The organism is Kitasatospora sp. NPDC002551, from assembly GCF_040296005.1.
Taxonomy (GTDB): Bacteria; Actinomycetota; Actinomycetes; order Streptomycetales; family Streptomycetaceae; genus Kitasatospora.
Genome location: NZ_JBEOWI010000051.1, coordinates 1 through 17,556 on the forward strand (window position 1 = coordinate 1; position 17,556 = coordinate 17,556).

General features: G+C 73.2%; 16 protein-coding genes. 2 read left to right on the forward strand and 14 right to left on the reverse strand.

Features of this window, described 5'->3' with window-relative positions; all coding sequences use genetic code 11:
- Positions 1-156: 156 nt before the first annotated feature.
- The 11 genes from aroQ to ABT093_RS31750 form a co-directional block, all read right to left on the reverse strand.
- The gene (gene aroQ, locus ABT093_RS31700; protein ID WP_350570344.1) at positions 157-585 is read right to left on the reverse strand and encodes a type II 3-dehydroquinate dehydratase; all 429 of its coding nucleotides are present in this window, start codon (positions 583-585) and stop codon (positions 157-159) included.
- Between the two features lie 8 nt (positions 586-593).
- Positions 594-1,682 carry a 3-dehydroquinate synthase gene (gene aroB / locus ABT093_RS31705; RefSeq protein WP_350570284.1) on the reverse strand — a complete coding sequence of 363 codons (1,089 nt, stop codon included), beginning with the start codon at positions 1,680-1,682 and terminating at the stop codon, positions 594-596.
- A complete protein-coding gene (locus ABT093_RS31710) occupies positions 1,675-2,196 on the reverse strand; it encodes a shikimate kinase (protein WP_350570285.1) in 522 nt (173 codons plus the stop codon). The genes aroB and ABT093_RS31710 overlap by 8 nt, the downstream gene beginning before the upstream one ends.
- Entirely contained in the window at positions 2,193-3,377 is a 1,185-nt protein-coding gene (gene aroC, locus ABT093_RS31715; protein ID WP_350570286.1) for a chorismate synthase, read from the reverse strand. The genes ABT093_RS31710 and aroC overlap by 4 nt, the downstream gene beginning before the upstream one ends.
- Positions 3,378-3,562: 185 nt before the next feature.
- On the reverse strand, positions 3,563-4,393 hold the full coding sequence (locus ABT093_RS31720; RefSeq protein ID WP_350570287.1) for a shikimate dehydrogenase: 831 nt from the start codon (positions 4,391-4,393) through the stop codon (positions 3,563-3,565).
- A gap of 40 nt (positions 4,394-4,433) precedes the next feature.
- On the reverse strand, positions 4,434-6,302 hold the full coding sequence (gene mltG, locus ABT093_RS31725; protein WP_350570288.1) for an endolytic transglycosylase MltG: 1,869 nt from the start codon (positions 6,300-6,302) through the stop codon (positions 4,434-4,436).
- Positions 6,303-6,456: 154 nt separating this feature from the next.
- Positions 6,457-7,686, reverse strand: coding sequence for an endolytic transglycosylase MltG (gene mltG / locus ABT093_RS31730; protein WP_350570289.1), 1,230 nt, complete (start codon positions 7,684-7,686; stop codon positions 6,457-6,459).
- Between the two features lie 110 nt (positions 7,687-7,796).
- On the reverse strand, positions 7,797-8,276 hold the full coding sequence (gene ruvX, locus ABT093_RS31735; protein ID WP_344325577.1) for a Holliday junction resolvase RuvX: 480 nt from the start codon (positions 8,274-8,276) through the stop codon (positions 7,797-7,799).
- A gap of 16 nt (positions 8,277-8,292) precedes the next feature.
- The gene (alaS, locus tag ABT093_RS31740) at positions 8,293-10,962 is read right to left on the reverse strand and encodes an alanine--tRNA ligase (RefSeq protein WP_350570291.1); all 2,670 of its coding nucleotides are present in this window, start codon (positions 10,960-10,962) and stop codon (positions 8,293-8,295) included.
- Positions 10,962-11,405: a DUF6167 family protein gene (locus ABT093_RS31745; protein ID WP_350570292.1), complete on the reverse strand. Its 444-nt coding sequence runs from the start codon at positions 11,403-11,405 to the stop codon at positions 10,962-10,964. Before ABT093_RS31745 ends, alaS begins: the two co-directional genes overlap by 1 nt.
- Positions 11,406-11,409: 4 nt before the next feature.
- Positions 11,410-11,886, reverse strand: coding sequence for a DUF948 domain-containing protein (locus tag ABT093_RS31750; RefSeq protein WP_350570294.1), 477 nt, complete (start codon positions 11,884-11,886; stop codon positions 11,410-11,412).
- Between the two features lie 248 nt (positions 11,887-12,134).
- Here ABT093_RS31750 and ABT093_RS31755 point away from each other — a divergent pair, with 248 nt between their 5' ends.
- Together ABT093_RS31755 and ABT093_RS31760 are read left to right on the forward strand one after the other, a co-directional pair.
- Positions 12,135-13,667 carry an ATP-binding protein gene (locus ABT093_RS31755; protein WP_350570296.1) on the forward strand — a complete coding sequence of 511 codons (1,533 nt, stop codon included), beginning with the start codon at positions 12,135-12,137 and terminating at the stop codon, positions 13,665-13,667.
- 107 nt (positions 13,668-13,774) lie between these two features.
- The gene (locus tag ABT093_RS31760; protein ID WP_350570346.1) at positions 13,775-14,068 is read left to right on the forward strand and encodes a tetratricopeptide repeat protein; all 294 of its coding nucleotides are present in this window, start codon (positions 13,775-13,777) and stop codon (positions 14,066-14,068) included.
- 88 nt (positions 14,069-14,156) lie between these two features.
- Here the strand turns inward: ABT093_RS31760 and rpsD are convergent, their stop codons facing one another.
- The 3 genes from rpsD to ppk2 all read right to left on the reverse strand — a co-directional run bounded on the left by rpsD (position 14,157) and on the right by ppk2 (position 17,360).
- Positions 14,157-14,771, reverse strand: coding sequence for a 30S ribosomal protein S4 (rpsD, locus tag ABT093_RS31765; protein ID WP_350570297.1), 615 nt, complete (start codon positions 14,769-14,771; stop codon positions 14,157-14,159).
- A gap of 313 nt (positions 14,772-15,084) precedes the next feature.
- On the reverse strand, positions 15,085-16,494 hold the full coding sequence (locus ABT093_RS31770; protein WP_350570299.1) for a replication-associated recombination protein A: 1,410 nt from the start codon (positions 16,492-16,494) through the stop codon (positions 15,085-15,087).
- A gap of 80 nt (positions 16,495-16,574) precedes the next feature.
- Positions 16,575-17,360 carry a polyphosphate kinase 2 gene (ppk2, locus tag ABT093_RS31775; protein ID WP_350570348.1) on the reverse strand — a complete coding sequence of 262 codons (786 nt, stop codon included), beginning with the start codon at positions 17,358-17,360 and terminating at the stop codon, positions 16,575-16,577.
- Positions 17,361-17,556: the final 196 nt, after the last annotated feature.

Sequence of the window (17,556 nt, forward strand, 5' to 3'; positions counted from 1 at the left end):
TCGTGCCTGGCCCCCCCCCCGACCGCTCGCGCCTGGCCGCTCCGGCGGGCCCGGCCGACCCCGCCGCCGCCCCCCCCCACCCGCCGCTGGTCACCGGCCCGACCCGGCCGCGGCCCGGGCCGGAGGCCCGCCGGCCCGGTCGCTCGGCCCGCCCCGTCAGCCCGCGGCGAGCTGGTCGGCCAGCGCGCGCAGCGCCAGCTCGTACGAGCCGATCCCGAACCCGGCGATGGTGCCGGAGGCCACCGCGGAGATCACCGAGGTGTGCCGGAAGGTCTCCCGCGCGTACGGGTTGGAGATGTGCACCTCGATCAGCGGCGCGGTGCGCTGCGCGGCGGCGTCCCGCATCGCGTACGAGTAGTGGGTGAACGCACCCGGGTTGATCACCACCGGCACCCGGCCGTCGGCCGCCTCGTGCAGCCACTCGACCATGGTCTGCTCGGAGTTGGTCTCGTGCACCTCGACCTCGAAGCCCAGCTCCTTGCCGAGCGCGGTGCAGCGCTCGACCAGCCCGGTGTACGAGGTGGAGCCGTAGACGTCGGGCTCGCGGCTGCCGAGCCGGCCGAGGTTGGGGCCGTTGAGCACCATCACCCGGGTCACGAGGAGACCTCCGCGTAGGCGGCCACCAGCAGGGACGGGTCGGGGCCCTCCAGCACGGAGGTCTTGCCGAGGCCGTCCAGCACGATGAAGCGGATGAGGTCGCCGCGCGACTTCTTGTCGATCTTCATGGCGTCCAGCAGCTTGGGCCAGGCGTCCGCGCGGTAGCTGAGCGGCAGGCCGACCGCGCCCAGCACGGTGCGGTGCCGGTCGGCGGTCGCGTCGTCCAGCCGCCCGGCGAGGCGGCCGAGCTCGGCGGCGAACACCATGCCGATCGAGATCGCCGCGCCGTGCCGCCACTTGTAGCGCTCGTTGCGCTCGATGGCGTGGCCGAGGGTGTGGCCGTAGTTGAGGATCTCGCGCTGCCCGGATTCCTTGAGGTCCCCGGAGACGACGTCGGCCTTGACCTGGATGGCCCGCCGGATCAGCTCGACGGTGTGCGGCCCGGCCGGGGTCCTGGCGCCCTCCGGATCGGCCTCGATCAGGTCGAGGATGGCCGGGTCGGCGATGAAGCCGCACTTGATGACCTCGGCGAGACCGGAGACGTAGTCGTGCCGGGGCACCGTCTCCAGGGTCGCGAGGTCGGCCAGCACGCCCACCGGGGGGTGGAAGGCGCCGACCATGTTCTTGCCCTCGGCGATGTTGATGCCGGTCTTGCCGCCGACCGCCGCGTCGACCATGCCGAGCAGCGTGGTGGGCATGGAGACCCAGCGGACCCCGCGCAGCCAGGTGGCGGCGACGAAGCCGGCCAGGTCGGTGGTGGCCCCGCCGCCGAGGCCGACGACCACGTCGGTGCGGGTGAACCCGGTCTGCCCGAGCACCGACCAGCAGTACGCGGCCACCTCGGCGCTCTTCGCCTCCTCCGCGTTGGGCACCTGGAGGGCGATCACCTCGTAGCCCTCGCCGAGCAGGTCCTCGCGGATCGCGTCGGCGGTGGCGGACAGCGCCTCGGGGTGGATGATCGCCACCCGCCGGGCCCGGGTCCCGATCAGCGGCGCCAGCTCGCCGAGCAGCTGGTGCCCGATCAGCACGTCGTACGGGTCGTGGCCGGCGCTGCCGCCGACGTGAATCCTGACGGTGTCACTCATGGGGGGTCTTCAGCTCCAGTGCTTCCAGTACGGCGTCCGCGACCTGCTCGGGGGTGCGGCCGGCGGTGTCGACGACGGCGGTGGCCACCTCCAGGTAGAGGGGGCGGCGGGCCTCCATCAGCTCGCGCCAGCGGGCCCGCGGGTTGACCGCCAGCAGCGGGCGGGGGGCGTCCAGGCCGACCCGCTTGACCGCGTCGGCGAGCGGCACCTCCAGGAACACCACCGGCAGCTCGCGCAGCAGGGCCCGGGTGGCCCCGGCCATCACGGCGCCGCCGCCGAGCGCGAGCACGCCGTCGTGGGTCTCGACGGCGCCGCGCACGGCCGCCGCCTCCAGGGCGCGGAAGTGCGGCTCGCCCTCGTCGACGAAGATGTCCGGGATCGGCTTGCCGGCCCGCTCCTCGATGTCCGCGTCGGTGTCGCGGAAGCCGAGGCCGAGGCGCTCGGCGAGGACCCGCCCGACGGTGGACTTGCCACTGCCGGGCGGGCCGACCAGCACGATGGCCGGACAGCTCATCGGACGATCAGGTTGTCGAGGTAGCTCTGCACGTTGCGCCGGGTCTCCGACACGTGGTCGCCACCGAACTTCTCGTTGACCGCGTCGGCGAGCACCAGGGCGACCATCGCCTCGGCGACGATGCCGGCCGCCGGCACCGCGCAGACGTCGGAGCGCTGGTGGTGGGCCTTGGCCGGCTCACCGGTGCGCACGTCCAGGGTGCGCAGCGCGCGCGGGACGGTCGCGATCGGCTTCATCGCGGCGCGCACCCGCAGCAGCTCGCCGGTGGACAGGCCGCCCTCGGTGCCGCCGGAGCGGCCGGAGACGCGCTTGGCGCCCTCGGGGGTCGGCACGATCTCGTCGTGCGCCTGCGAGCCGGGGACGCGGGCCAGCTCGAAGCCGTCGCCGACCTCGACACCCTTGATCGCCTGGATGCCCATCAGCGCGGCGGCGAGCCGGGCGTCCAGCCGGCGGTCCCAGTGCACGTGCGAGCCGAGGCCGACCGGGACGCCGTAGGCGAGCACCTCGACGACGCCGCCGAGGGTGTCGCCGTCCTTGTGGGCCTGGTCGATCTCGGCGACCATCGCCTTCGAGGCGTCGGCGTCCAGGCAGCGCACCGGGTCGGCGTCCAGCCCGGCCTCGTCGGAGGGCAGCGGCAGCACACCGGCCGGGGCCTTGGCGGCGGCCAGCTCGACCACGTGGCTGACGATCTCGATGCCGCAGGTCTCCTTGAGGTAGGAGCGGGCGACGGCGCCGAGCGCGACGCGGGCGGCGGTCTCCCGGGCGCTGGCGCGCTCCAGGATCGGGCGGGCCTCGTCGATCGAGTACTTCTGCATGCCGGCCAGGTCGGCGTGGCCGGGGCGCGGGCGGGTCAGCGCCTCGTTGCGGGCGAGACCGGCGAGCACCTCCGGGTCGACCGGGTCGGCCGACATGACCTGCTCCCACTTCGGCCACTCGGTGTTGCCCACCATGACGGCGACCGGGCTGCCCATGCTGAGGCCGTGCCGGACACCGCCGAGGAAGGTCACCTCGTCCTGCTCGAACTTCATCCGTGCGCCGCGACCATAACCGAGCCGGCGGCGCGCCAGCGCGTCGGCCACCATGGCGGTGGTGACCGGTACACCGGCGGGCAGGCCCTCCAGCGTCGCGACGAGTGCGGGGCCGTGCGACTCCCCCGCCGTCAGCCAGCGCAACGTACCCAACGGAGCTCCTTCATCAGCGGACCGGCGCGGCGCTGCCGCCACCCGTCCGGGCGTGCCTTCTCCCCGAATCCTTTCATGCCGGACCGGCCGACCGGCCTCGGAGTCCGATCACCGGACAGCATTCGGCCGACCGGCGGACGGGTACGGCCGGCCGGCGCGCCACCGGAGCGTCCCCGGACCCGCGCTCAGCCCGCCGCGAGCGCGGCCTCGCCGGCGGCCCGGATCGCCGCCAGCGGCCCGGGGGTGCGCCCGGTGAACAGCTCGTTCTGCAGCACCGCCTGGTGCACCAGCAGGTCGAGCCCGCCCAGCACGGTCGCCCCGCGCTCGGCGCAGGCCCCGGCCAGCTTGGTCGGCCACGGGTGGTAGAGCACGTCGAACAGCGCGCCCGGCTCGGCGGTGAGGTCGCCGGCGAAGCCGTCGGTCGCCCCGGCCGGGGTGGTGGCCACGGTGAGCGGGTGGGCCAGCGCCTCGGCGCCGCGCGCCCAGTCGGCGGTGCGCACCGCCACGCCCAGCCGCTCGCCGAGCTCCGCCATCTCCCGGGCCCGCTCGGGGCTACGGACGTAGACGGTGACCTCGCGGGCGCCGAGCCGGGCCAGCGCGGCCAGCGCCGAGGAGGCGGTGGCCCCGGCGCCGAGCACCGCGGCGGCCGGCACCTCGGTGATGCCGCGCTCGCGCAGCGCGTTGACCAGCCCGGGCACGTCGGTGTTGTGCCCGGACCTGCGCCCGTCGGCGGTGAACACCAGGGTGTTCACCGCCTCGACCGACCGGGCGGTCGCACTCACCTCGTCGAGCAGCGGGATGACCGCCCGCTTGAGCGGCATGGTCAGCGAGCAGCCCGCCCACTCGGCCTCGTCCAGCCCGGCGACGAAACCGGGCAGCCCGGCCTCGTCGACCTCGAAGCGGTCGTAGCGCCAGCCGTCCAGCCCGAGCGCCGCGAAGGCGGCCCGGTGCAGGGCGGGCGACAGCGAGTGGGTGATCGGCGAGCCGAGGACGGCCGCCCGGTGCTTGCTGGTCACGCTGGTGTTCTCTCCCGGTGCGGCCCCGGTGGGGCCGTCCTCACTTGGTGGTGCAGTGGACGGAGGCCGCGTCGAACTTCTGGCCGGCCGCCGTGCAGTACGCCTTGACGTTCTCGGCGTGCTCCGCGTCCGTCTCCGCGAACAGGGTCTGGGTCGGCGACATCGCGATGAAGTACAGCCACTTGCCGTCCGCCGGGTTCAGCGTCGCCTTGAGCGCGTCGTCACCGGGGTTGGAGATCGGCCCCGGCGGCAGACCCTGGTTGATGTAGGTGTTGTACGGGTTGGACCCGTCGTTGATCTGCTTCCTGTCGAGGTCCTTGGTGCCCAGCGCGTACTGCAGCGTGGTGTCCATGCCCAGTCGGCCGTTGACCTTGCCCTTGTCGGCCAGCCGGTTCTGGATGGTCTTGGCCATCTTGGCGAAGTCGTCCTTGTTGTTGCCCTCCGCCTGGAGGATGCTCGCCTCGATGACCACCTCGTAGCCGGACTTGAGGCCGATCTTCGAAGCCTCCGCGTCCAGGGCCGCGTAGCGCTCCGTGGCGTTCTTGACCATCTCCTTGAGCAGGTCCTCGGGCTTCATGCCCGGGGTGATCGAGTAGCGGGTCGGCCAGAGGAAGCCCTCGATGTTGCCCTTGGCGTACGCGGGCAGGCCGAGGTTGTTGACCTGCTCCTTGGCGACGGTCGCGGTGGTGCCCTTGGGCAGGCCCAGCTTCTCGTCGATCTTGACGTAGGTGGCGGTGGAGGTCAGGCCCTCACGGATGATCAGCTTCTCGCCGCCGTTGGCCTCCACCAGGAACTGCACGGCGCCCTCGGCCGACATCTCCTTCGGCATGCTGTAGGCACCGGGCTGGATGGTGGTGCACTTGACGTTCTTGTCGCACGCCGCCTTGAAGGCGTCGACGCTCTTGACCACGCCGGCCTGCTTCAGCGCCAGACCCATCTGGGTACCGGCCGCGCCCTGCTTGATCTCCACGTTGACGGTGCCCGAGCCCGGGCCGGGGAAGTCCGGCGGCGGGCCGAAGTGGTCCTTGTAGAAGCCGTAGCCCCAGTAGCCGGCGCCGCCCATGGCCCCGAGCAGCACCAGGGCGACCACCAGGCAGGCGCCGCCGTTGCGCCGGCCGGACTTCTTGCCCTTCTCCTTGCGCTTCTTCTTCGCCTCGCGGGAGTCGTCCTCCTCGCCGAGGAAGCCGCCGCGCCCGTCGTCCTCCGCGCCGTCCCCGTGGTACTCGTCCTCGGCGTACTCGCCCTCGTGACCGTCCCACTCGTCCTCGGCGTACTCACCGCCGCCGGCGGGGGCGGCCGGGTCGGCGCCGGCCTCCAGCGCGGCGGCCTCCGCCTCCCAGTCGATGCCGTCCGGCCCGGGACCGGAGGACCGCCCGACGGCCGGCTGCTCCTGCCGGGCCGCGGCGCCCTGCGGCGGGACGCCCTGCTGGGGCGCGCCCTGCTGCGGGTACCCCTGCTGCTGGCCCATGCCCTGCGGCACCTGCTGCTGCGGATAGCCCTGCTGACCGCCGTACTGCTGCTGGCCGCCCATGCCCTGCTGCGGGTAGCCCTGCTGCTGACCCATGCCCTGCTGGCCCATGCCCTGCTGCGGCATCTGCTGCTGCGGGTACCCCTGCTGCGGCATCTGCTGCCGCGCGTAGGCCTGCTGACCGCCGTACTGCTGCTGGCCACCCAGGCCCTGCTGGTCCATGCCCTGCTGGCCCATGTCCTGCTGGTTCATGCCCTGCTGCGGCATCTGCTGCTGGGGGTAGCCCTGCTGACCGCCGTACTGCTGCTGGGACTGCTGGGGGTGCTGCTGCCACTGCCCGTCCTGCTGGCCGGGGACCGGCTGCTGACCGCCGTACCCGGGGTCTCCCGGATGCCACGGCTCGGAGCCCTGGGGGCCGTAGCCCCGACCCAGATCGGTCATTGATCCCCTTATACCGACGGAGACGACCGGAGGATCGGCCCGGTCGCCCGGGACGGCGTCCCGGCTGCTTGTCGAACCGGCGTGCTAGCGCAACACCTGGACGGAGACGCTACCGTACCGCAGTCGACGCCAGGGCCGGGCCGCCGCCCGGCCCTCAGGGCGCCCCCGGCGAGGCCGGGGCGGACGCGGAGGCCGACGCGCTCGCCGACGCCGAGGCGCTCGCCGCCGCCCGGTTGGCGTTGAACTCCGCGACGTTCTTCTGCTGCACCTCGAAGCTGTCGGTGAACCGGGTGTCGCCGGGCTTCACGGTCACGAAGTAGAGCCAGTCCCCCGGCGCCGGGTCCACCGCCGCCATGATCGCCTGCCGCCCCGGGTTGGAGATCGGCGACGGCGGCAGCCCCGCGTGCTTGTACGTGTTGTACGGGGAGTCGAGCCGGGTGTCGGTGACGCTGGTGTTGAGCGTGGAGCGCCCGAGCGCGTAGTTGATGGTGGAGTCCAGCTGGAGCGGCATGTTCTTGGCCAGCCGGTTGTAGATCACCCGCGCCACCTTGCCCATGTCCTCGACGTTGTCGGCCTCCCCCTGCACCATGCTGGCGATGGTCACCAGCCCGTACAGGGTCTGCCCGAAGTTGGTCGCGACGACCTCCGCGTCGTCCCGGACGAACTCCTTGCCGGCCCGCTCGACCATCTGCTTCAGCAGGTCGACGGCGGTGGTCTCGTCGGTGACGGCGTACGTCGCGGGGAACAGGTAGCCCTCCAGGTTGCCGCCCGCGGTCTCCGGCAGCCCCAGCTCGGCGGCCTGCTCCTCGGCCGCCTTCTCGGTGGTGCCCTCGGGCAGCTGGAGCTTCTTGTCGATCGCCGCGTAGATCTGACTGCCGCGCCAGCCCTCGGGGATGGTGAGGCCGTTGGCGTTGGCGGGGTCGATCAGCACGGCGAGCGCCGCGGCCGCCGACATCTTCTGCCGCAGTGTGTAGGTGCCGGGCTGGATCCGCCCGGCCGCCGCCGCGCTGCCCCTGGCGGCCCGGGTGAACGCGAGCGAACTCGCGACCACGCCGTTGCGCACCAGCGCGGACGCGATCTGGCTGAGCCCGGCACCCTCCGGCACCGAGACCTGCACCGCGCCGGCCCCCTCGCCCGTGTAGTCGGCGGCGGCCGGGGGCTTGCGCTGCCCCTGGAGCCAGCTGAACCCGGCCAGCCCGATCCCGCCGAACACCGCGACCAGCGACAGCGCGGTCAGCAGGCAGGCCAGTCCGGTGCGCAGCCGGCGCGGATCGGGCCCGTCGGGGCGCGGGGCGGGCGCGCCCGGCGGGCGGCCCTCCGGCTCGGTCGGCGGCGCACCGAGGTGGCCGGGGCTCAGGCCGGGTGTGAGGTCCAGGTCGGTCACGGCGTCCCCTCGGCGGTCCGCGCGGCAAGCGGCGCGACGGCAACGGCAGAGGGGTCCGTGCCGGACGCGCGTCCGTACGGACCCCTCTTCGGGACGTTAGAACAGGCCGGTCAGCCCGCCGCCTCGACGCTCTCACCGGGCGGGCGTCCGCTCACCCGTTCGGACTCAAGGGCGGTCTGCAGGATCACCACGGCGGCGGCCTGGTCGACCACCGAGCGGCCCTTCTTGGCCTTGACCCCCGAGGCGCGCAGCCCGTGGGTCGCGGTGACCGTCGACATCCGCTCGTCGACCAGCCGGACCGGCACCGGCCAGAGCCGGTTGGCCAGCCGGGCCGCGTAGCCGCGGACCTTCTCGGCCGCCGGGCCCTCCTTGCCGCTGAGCGAGCGCGGCAGCCCGACGATCACCTCGATCGCGCCGTACTCCTCGACGATCGCGGCGATCCTGGCCTGCGACTTCACGCCCGCCGGGACGGTCTCCACCGGAGTGGCGAGCACCCCGTCGGGGTCGCAGGACGCGACCCCGATCCGGGCGTCCCCGACGTCGACGGCGATCCGCCGCCCGCGCCGGAAGGGCTTCTCCTCGAACTCCATCAGAACGCGGACCCCATCAGGAGGCACGCTCCGCGACGAGGCCGCGCACCGCGGCGACGGCCTCGTCGATCGCGGCCGGGTTGGTGCCGCCGCCCTGGGCGACGTCGTCCTTGCCGCCACCGCCGCCGCCGAGGGTCTTGGCCGCGGTGCGGACCAGCTCGCCGGCCTTGATGCCGCGGCCGCGGGCGTCCTCGTTGGTGGCGATCACGGTCAGCGGGCGGTCGTTCGCCATGGTGAAGGCGGCGACCACGGCCGGGCGCGAGCCGAGCCGGCCGCGCACGTCCAGGACCAGCTTGCGCAGCTCGTCCGCGCCGGTGCCGTCGGCGACCCGGGCGGCCACCACGGCCACGCCGTGCACGTCCTCGGCCGAGTCGGCCAGGCCCGCGGCGGCCGCGAGCACCTTCTCGGCGCGGAAGCGCTCGATCTCCTTCTCGGCGTCCTTGAGCTTGGCGAGCATGCCCGAGATCTTCTCCGGCAGCTCCTCCGGGCGGCCCTTGACCAGCTCGGTCAGCTGGGCGACCACGGTGTGCTCACGGGCCAGGAAGCGGTACGCGTCGGCGCCGACCAGGGCCTCCACGCGGCGCACACCGGAGCCGATCGAGGACTCGCCGAGCAGCTTCACCAGGCCCAGCTGGGCGGTGTTGCCGACGTGCGTGCCACCGCACAGCTCCTTGGAGAAGTCGCCGATGGTGACGACGCGGACCTCGTCGCCGTACTTCTCGCCGAACATCGCGATGGCGCCGGCCTTGCGGGCCTGGTCCATCGTCATGACCTCGGCGGTGACCTCCAGCTCGCGGGTCAGCACGTCGTTGATCTTCTGCTCGACGTCGGTCAGCACGCTGCCGGGCACGGCGGCGGGCGAGCCGAAGTCGAAGCGGAAGCGGCCCGGGGCGTTCTCCGAACCGGCCTGGGCGGCCGTCGGGCCGAGCGCGTCGCGCAGCGCCTGGTGGGTCAGGTGGGTGGCCGAGTGGGCGCGGGCGATCGCCCGGCGGCGCTCCACGTCGATGGTGGCGTACGCGGACGAACCGAGCACGACCTCGCCGAACAGCACGCCGCCGGAGTGCACGATGACGCCCGGGACGGGCTGCTGCACGTCGCGGATCTCGACGACCGCGCCGGAGTCCAGCCGGATCCGGCCGTGGTCGGCGAGCTGGCCGCCGCCCTCGGCGTAGAACGGGGTGCGGTCGAGGATGATCTCGACCTCGTCGCCCTCGGAGGCGGCCGGCGCCGGGGCGCCGTTCACCAGCAGGCCGACCACGGTGGCCTCGCCCTCGGTGAGGGTGTAGCCGGTGAAGACGCTGGCGCCCGAGGTGTCGGCGACCTCGCGGTACGCGGCGACGTCGGCGTGGCCCATCTTCTTGGCCTTGGCGTCCGCCTTGGCACGGTCCCGCTGCTCCTGCATCAGGCGGCGGAAGCCGGCCTCGTCGACCTGCAGGCCCTGCTCCTCGGCCATCTCCAGGGTCAGGTCGATCGGGAAGCCATAGGTGTCGTGCAGCTTGAACGCCTGGTCGCCGGAGAGCACCACGCCGCCGGACTGCTTGGTCTCGGTGACCGCGGCGTCCAGCAGGTTGGTGCCGGCCTTCAGGGTCTGCAGGAAGGCCGCCTCCTCGCCGATGACGACCGTCTCGATGCGCTTGCGGTCGCTCTCCAGCTCCGGGTACTGCGGGGCCATCGCCTTGATCGCGGTGTCGATGAGCTCCTTGGCCACCGGCTCGGTGGCGCCCAGCAGGCGCATGTTGCGGATGGCGCGGCGCAGGATGCGGCGCAGCACGTAGCCGCGGCCCTCGTTGCCGGGGGTGACGCCGTCGCCGACCAGCATCAGCGCGGTGCGGATGTGGTCGGTGACCACGCGCAGCGAGACGTCGGCCTTGTGGTCGGCCCCGTAGCGGTGGCCGGTCAGCTCGGCGGCCCGGTCCAGGATCATCCGGCTGGTGTCGATCTCGAAGAGGTTGTCGACGCCCTGCAGGATGGCGGCGAGGCGCTCCAGGCCGAGGCCGGTGTCGATGTTCTTGCTCGGCAGGTCGCCGAGGATCTCGAACCCGTCCTTGCCGTCGCCGTGGCCGCGCTCGTACTGCATGAAGACCAGGTTCCAGATCTCCAGGTAGCGCTCGCCGTTGACGGCCGGGCCGCCCTCCTCGCCGTACGCGGGGCCGCGGTCGTAGTTGATCTCCGAACACGGGCCGCACGGGCCGGGGACGCCCATCGACCAGAAGTTGTCCTTCATGCCGAGGCGCTGGATCCGCTCGGCGGGCACGCCGATGACCTCGCGCCAGATCTGCTCGGCCTCGTCGTCGTCCTGGTAGACGGTGATCCAGAGCTTCTCCTTCTCCAGGCCGTAGCCACCGTCCGCGACGGGGCTGGTGAGCAGGTCCCACGCGAACTTGATGGCTCCTTCCTTGAAGTAGTCACCGAAGGAGAAGTTGCCGCACATCTGGAAGAAGGAGCCGTGCCGGGTGGTCTTCCCGACCTCCTCGATGTCCAGGGTGCGCACACACTTCTGGACGCTGGTCGCGCGCGAGAACTGCGGCTTGACCTCGCCCAGGAAGTAGGGCTTGAACGGGACCATGCCGGCGTTGACCAGCAGCAGGGTGGGGTCGTCGGCGACCAGGGACGCCGACGGAACGACGGTGTGGCCGCGCTCCTCGAAGAAGCGCAGCCAGCGGCGGCGGATCTCTGCCGACTCCATTAGTGGTCCTTCCGGTTGGTACCGCCCCGCGGCGGAAGCGCGCGCCGGGGCGTTCTCTCGATGGCTTGGGGGGTGGTGCCGGTCCCGTCGGAGGACCCGCGGGCACGGCTGGGCGGAGGCAGGGCGGCGGCCGGGCTCCCGGGCGCCGCCGAGATAGCTCGGTACTGGGGCTCGCCGCGCAGCACCCCGCTGCGGCGGCGCGGCTCGACGACGGCGGTGCCGTCCAGCCCGAGGTCCTCGCGCAGCTGCTCCTCGCGCTCGGTCATGCCGGCCCGCACGTCCTGGGCGAACTGCTTGGCCAGGTCGCCCAGGTGCAGCGCGCCGCGGGCGGCGGTGCCGGAGAGGCTGTCCGGGGTCAGCCGGTGCACGGCCTCGTTGGCCTTGTTCACGGCCCAGACGGTGGCGCCGGCGCCGACCGCCATCCAGAAGATGCGTCGCACCATGCCGTCAGCCCCTCACCGCGCGCCGGACCCGGGAGAGCAGGCCGTTCCTGGGCGCGGTCGCGGCGCGCACCTCGGCCCGGATCAGCCGGGCCAGCTCCTCGCGCTCGGCCGGCTGGGTCGGCAGCGTGGCGGTGCCCTGCTGCTTGGCGACCGCCTTGCGCACGCCGTAGCTGAACGCCGCGACCTTGACCAGCGGGCCACCGAGGGTGGCCGCGACGGTGGAGGAGAGCGCGTTGGCGTTGGCCGCCGCGTCCTGCACGTTGGCGGTGATCTCGTCCACCCGCTCCAGCTGCTCGTTGGCGCTGCGCACGGCGCTCCCGGCCTCGGTCAGCAGCGGCACGGCCTGCTCGGTGACGGCGGAGACCAGGACGGTGGCCTCCTTGAGCACCCGCGACAGCCGGACCAGCACGACCGCGAGCAGGGTGACCAGGACCGCCCAGAACACGGCGACGAGCAGGCCGGCCAGCTCTCCCACGGACACCTTTGCGCGCTCCCTCGCCTTGCGGTTCATCGGGCACCCATGCCCTAGGGAACCCTATCGCGACCGCACGGACTTTCCGGACCGGGTTTCCCGCGCGGGGCCGCGCGCCGATCCGACCGGGTGTGCGATCCGCGCGCGTAACCTACCCGCCGGTCACCTCGTTCAGCCGGGCAGGCCGCCACCCAGGCGGCCCAGACGGACGGACGCCCGGGCCGCCCCGGCCCGGGCCTCGAAGCGGGGAGCAGGGTTTGGACGGGGAATCGACACCGCGGCCGGACCGGCCGGCGCCGGGGCGGCTCCCGGCGGAGGCCACCGGCTCCGTCGGCCGGCAGCGCGAGCTGACCGGCGGCGATCCGGCGGCCCTGCCGCGCCATCGGACGCTGCGCACGACGATCGGCTGGAGCCATGAGCGCTGCACAGTGCAGGAACGTTTGCTCTGGGCGCGCCTGTCGGTCTTCGCCGGCGGCTTCGACGTCGACGCGGCCGAGTACGTCTGCACCGGCGAGGGCGTCGACCCGGACGACCTGCTCGACCTGCTCACCGAGCTCGTCGCCAAGTCCGTCGTGCTGCGCGTGGAAAGCCGCCACGGCGCGCGGTTCCGGCTGCTGGACACGGCCCGCGAGTACGGACTGCGGTGGCTGCGGACGGCCGGCGAGGAGCGCCGGCTGCTGCGCCGGCACCGGGACTGGTACCTGGGCGTGGCCACCTGGGGCGAGGTCGAGTGGTTCGGCCCCCGGCAGGCGGAGACCGCCGAGCGCACCGGACTGGTGCACGCCGACCTGCGGGCCGCCCTGGAGTTCTGCCTGGCCGAACCCGGCGAGGAGCAGATCGCCCTGCAGATGGCCGGCACCCTCTGGTTCTACTGGGTCGGCTGCGGCCACCTCGGCGAGGGGCGGCACTGGCTGGACCGGGCGCTGGCCCTGGACCCGCGGCCCACCGAGGCCCGTGCCAAGGCCCTCTGGGTGACCGGCTGCACGGCCACCCTGCAGGGCGACCTGACCGCCGCCCGCCCCGCCCTGGAGGAGTGCCGCCGCCAGGCGCTGGCCACCGGCGACGACCGCGCGCTCGCCCACGCCGTGCACCGGCAGGGCCGCGCCGCTCTGATCGGCGACGAGCCGGCCCGCGCCGCCGAGCTGTTCGAGGAGGCGCTCTGGCACTACCGCACGATCGGCGAGCTCGACAGCAACGTGCTGATGGCGATGTTCGAGCTGGGCCTCGCCCACCTCTTCCAGGGCGACCGGGAGAGCGCCGAGCTCTGGCTCGGCCGGGTCCGCGAGCTGTGCGAGGAGCACGGCGAGCAGTGGGCGTACGCGTACGGGCTCTACGCGCTGGCGTACTCGCACTGGATGAACGGCGAGGTCCGCCCGGCCCGGACGCTGGCCCGGGAGAGCGTGCGGCTCCACCACCTCTTCAACGACCCGCTGGGCATCGTGCTGGCGATCGACCTGCTGGCGCTGCTGGAGACCGAGCCGACCGGTCCCGGCGAGCCGGGGAACCTGCGCGAGGCCCGGGTGCTGCAGGGCGCCGCGCACCGGATCTGGCGGACGGTCGGCGAGCCGTTCTTCGGCTCGCGCACCTTCAACGGCCCGCACCGGGCCTGCGAGGAGCGCGCCGTCGCCGGGCTGACCGAGCAGGAGTTCACCGAGTCCTTCGCCACCGGCGCCCGGCTCGACCTGGACGCCGCCGTGCACCGGGCACTGGGCGGCGGGCACCCGGACGGTCCGGGCCCGCGGCCCGGCCCCGGACCGCTGCCGCCGCAGCCCTCCCCGGTGGGGCGGTGAGGACCACCGGCGGACCCGGGAATAGTTGAATCTTGTTCCTTGCTGGAGCGGGCGGAACCACCGTTCGGAAGGAGCACCCCGTGGCCAACATCGCCGACGAGTACCGCATGGCGAACTTCTACTTCGAGTCCAAGGCGTACACCGACGCAGCCCGGATGCTCGAAGGCGTGCTCGCCGAGGAGCCGACCAACCTCTCGGTCCGGCTGCTGCTGGCCCGCAGCTACTTCCACTCCGCCCAGCTGCGCAAGGCCGAGGCCGAGCTGCTCCGGGTGCTGGAGGCCGACCCGACCGAGGACTACGCCCGGCTGATGCTCGGCCGCACCCTGGAGCGCCAGGGCCGCGCCGAGGAGGCCCGCCCGCACCTGCGGCTGGCCGCCGCGATGACCGGCGAGGACCTCTGAGCCGCCACCCCCCGCACAAGGGGCGAGCCCCCGTCGCCACAAGGGCGACGGGGGCTCGCTGGGTACCGCAGGTGATACCGCTCGCGGGTCAGCGCGAGTAGTACTCGACGACGAGCTGCTCGTCGCAGATCACCGGGACCTCCTTGCGCTGCGGCGCGCGGTCCAGGCGGAAGGCCAGGGCCTTCAGGTTGACCTCGAGGTACTTCGGGGTCTGGCCCTCGCCCGCGTTGCCACCCTCACGGGCGACCTGGAACGGGACCTTCTCCTTGCTGCGCTCGCGGACGGTGACCACGAAGCCCGGCTTCATCTGGTACGACGGCTTGTTGACCTTGCCGCCGTTGACCTCGATGTGGCCGTGGACGACCATCTGACGGGCCTGGTAGATGGTGCGGGCGATGCCCGAACGCAGCACCAGGGCGTCGAGGCGGGTCTCCAGCTCGGCGACGAGCGCCTCACCGGTCTTGCCCTCGGCCTTCTTCGCGCGGTCGAACGCGCGCGCCATCTGCTTCTCGCTCAGGTCGTACTGAGCGCGCAGACGCTGCTTCTCGACCAGACGGACCTTGTAGTCCGAGTTCTGCTTGCGGCCACGGCCGTGCTGGCCGGGCGGGTACGGGCGGGCCTCGAAGTACTTGACGGACTTCGGGGTCAGCGGCACGCCGAGCGCACGCGCGATCTTGACCTTGGGGCGCTTCTGGTTCGCCATGAACCAAACCTTCCTTGCTTACGAATACGGCTTCACCAGGTGTTGACGGAGGTCGCACGTCGCGGCCCGGAGAAAACCCCACCGCCCGAGGGCAGTGCGATCAGCCGCTCTCCGGAGCCGGGCACGAAGTGTGCTTGTCACACGGATCGAACCGGAAACCGGGTCGCCCGCGACACCGAAACGGTGCGCGACGCTCCTGGTGCGGACCTCCCGGAGGAGGTCTACGGCCACGGCCCCGCTGGTGCGGCCGGTCGGCTGGGTCTCCCCCGCCGCCGTCCCGGGACATGGCACTCCGCCCGAGTATACCGGCAGATCACTCGCCCTTTGACTCGGGCTTCTCCTCGCCCTTCGGCTTCGCCCTGGCAACCGGCTTCGGCTCCCCCCGCAGCCGCGCCCGGGTCCACTCCACCACGTCCGCGTAGCGGGCCTCGCCGCCGTGGCGGGTCGGCTGGTAGTACGCCTTGCCGTGCACCGCGTCCGGCGCGTACTGCTGAGCCGCGATGCCCTCCGGCAGGTCGTGCGGGTACCGGTACCCCTTGCCGTGCCCCAGCTTGCCCGCGCCGCCGTAGTGCGCGTCCCGCAGGTGCGGCGGCACCGGACCGGCCAGCCCCTGCCGGACGTCCGCGAGCGCCGCGTCGATCGCCAGGTAGGCCGCGTTGGACTTGGGCGCCAGCGCGAGCGCGATGGCCGCCTGGGAGAGGATGATCCGCGCCTCCGGGAAGCCGATCAGCGCCACCGCCTGGGCCGCCGACACCGCCGTCTGCAGCGCCGTCGGATCGGCCAGGCCGACGTCCTCGCTGGCCGAGATCATCAGCCGGCGGGCGATGAACCGCGGGTCCTCCCCCGCCTCGATCATCCGGGCCAGGTAGTGCAGCGTGGCGTCCACGTCGCTGCCCCGGATCGACTTGATCAGCGCGCTGGCCACGTCGTAGTGCTGGTCGCCGTCCCGGTCGTAGCGCACGGCCGCGTGGTTGACGGCGGTCTCGGTGGTGGCCAGCGTGATGCTCGCCTCGCCCTTCTCCAGCGCCGCGCCGGCCGCCGCCTCCAGCGTGGTGAGCGCCTTGCGGGCGTCCCCGCCGGCGAGCCGCACCAGGTGGTCCTCGGCCTCCGGGCTGAGCTCCACCGCGCCCTCCAGGCCGCGCTCGTCGGCGACCGCGCGGCGCAGCAGCGCCCGCACGTCGTCGTCGGTCAGCGACTCCAGGGTGAGCAGCAGCGAGCGGGACAGCAGCGGGGAGATCACCGAGAAGTACGGGTTCTCGGTGGTCGCGGCGATCAGGGTGACCCAGCGGTTCTCCACGGCCGGCAGCAGGGAGTCCTGCTGGGCCTTGGAGAACCGGTGGATCTCGTCGAGGAAGAGCACCGTCTCGCGGCCGGTCATGCCGACCGCGCGACGGGCGCCGTCGATGACCGCGCGGACCTCCTTCACCCCGGCCGTGATCGCCGAAAGCTCGACGAACCGCCCCTCCACCGCCTGGCTGATGACGTGCGCCAGGGTGGTCTTGCCGGTGCCGGGCGGACCCCAGAGGATCACCGAGCTGGTCGCCGCGGGACCGCGCGCCCCCGCGACCAGCCGGCGCAGCGGCGAGCCGTCCTTGAGCAGCTGCCGCTGGCCGGCCACCTCGTCCAGGGTGCGCGGGCGCATCCGCACGGCCAGCGGCGCCCGGCCGGGCTCCTTGCTCTGGCGTTCCTCGGCGGCGGCGGTGAAGAGGTCCGGTTCGTCCACACCGGAAGCCTATGCGAGCCCGCCGACAGGGCGGCCGGACGGCCCGGCGGGAACGGACGGCGCGGACCGGACGGGGCCCGCTACGAGCCGAGGCCCGCCGCGTGGTCCGGGACGTACTTCTGCAGGTCGCGCGGTGGCCGCTGGTAGCCGCGGGAGGCCGGGCGCTCCGGCAGCTCCAGTGTGGGCGGCTTCACCTCGTGGTACGGGACGGTGGAGAGCAGGTGGGCGATCATGTTGATCCGGGCCCGCCGCTTGTCGTCGCTCTCCACCACGTGCCAGGGGGACTCGGGGGTGTCGGTGTGCAGGAACATCTCGTCCTTGGCCCGCGAGTAGTCCTCCCAGCGGGTGATCGACTCGACGTCCATCGGCGAGAGCTTCCACCGCTTCATCGGGTCCTCCAGGCGGTCCCGGAAGCGCTGCTCCTGCTCGGTGTCGCTGACCGAGAACCAGTACTTGCGCAGCAGCAGACCGGACTCGATGAGCATCCGCTCGAAGGTCGGGCACTGCTGCAGGAACTGCCAGTACTCCTCGTCGGTGCAGAAGCCCATCACCTTCTCCACCCCGGCCCGGTTGTACCAGCTGCGGTCGAAGAGCACGATCTCCCCGGCGGCCGGGAGGTGCTCGACGTAGCGCTGGAAGTACCACTGGGTGCGCTGCCGTTCGGTGGGCGCGGGCAGCGCGGCGACCCGGGCGATGCGCGGGTTCAGATACTCCGTCACCCGCTTGATCGCGCCGCCCTTGCCGGCCGCGTCGCGCCCCTCGAAGACCACCACCAGCCGGGCGCCCTCGGCGCGCACCCACTCCTGGAGTTCGACCAGCTCGTTCTGCAGCCGCAGCAGCTCGCGCTCGTAGGGCTTCCTCGCCAGGCGCTCGCCCGGACCGGTCCGCCCGCTGGGGGCGCTCTGCTCGCGCTGGGCCTTCGCTGCCACCCGGGTGCCTTTCGTTCGGTGGGGTGCTGATGACCCTTCACCGTACGTCCTCGAACGGGTTCCCGCAGGTCCGGGGGTCCGGCCGGGCAGCGGCGGCCCCCTGAACCGCCGCTGCCCGGCTCCCCCGTCGGAC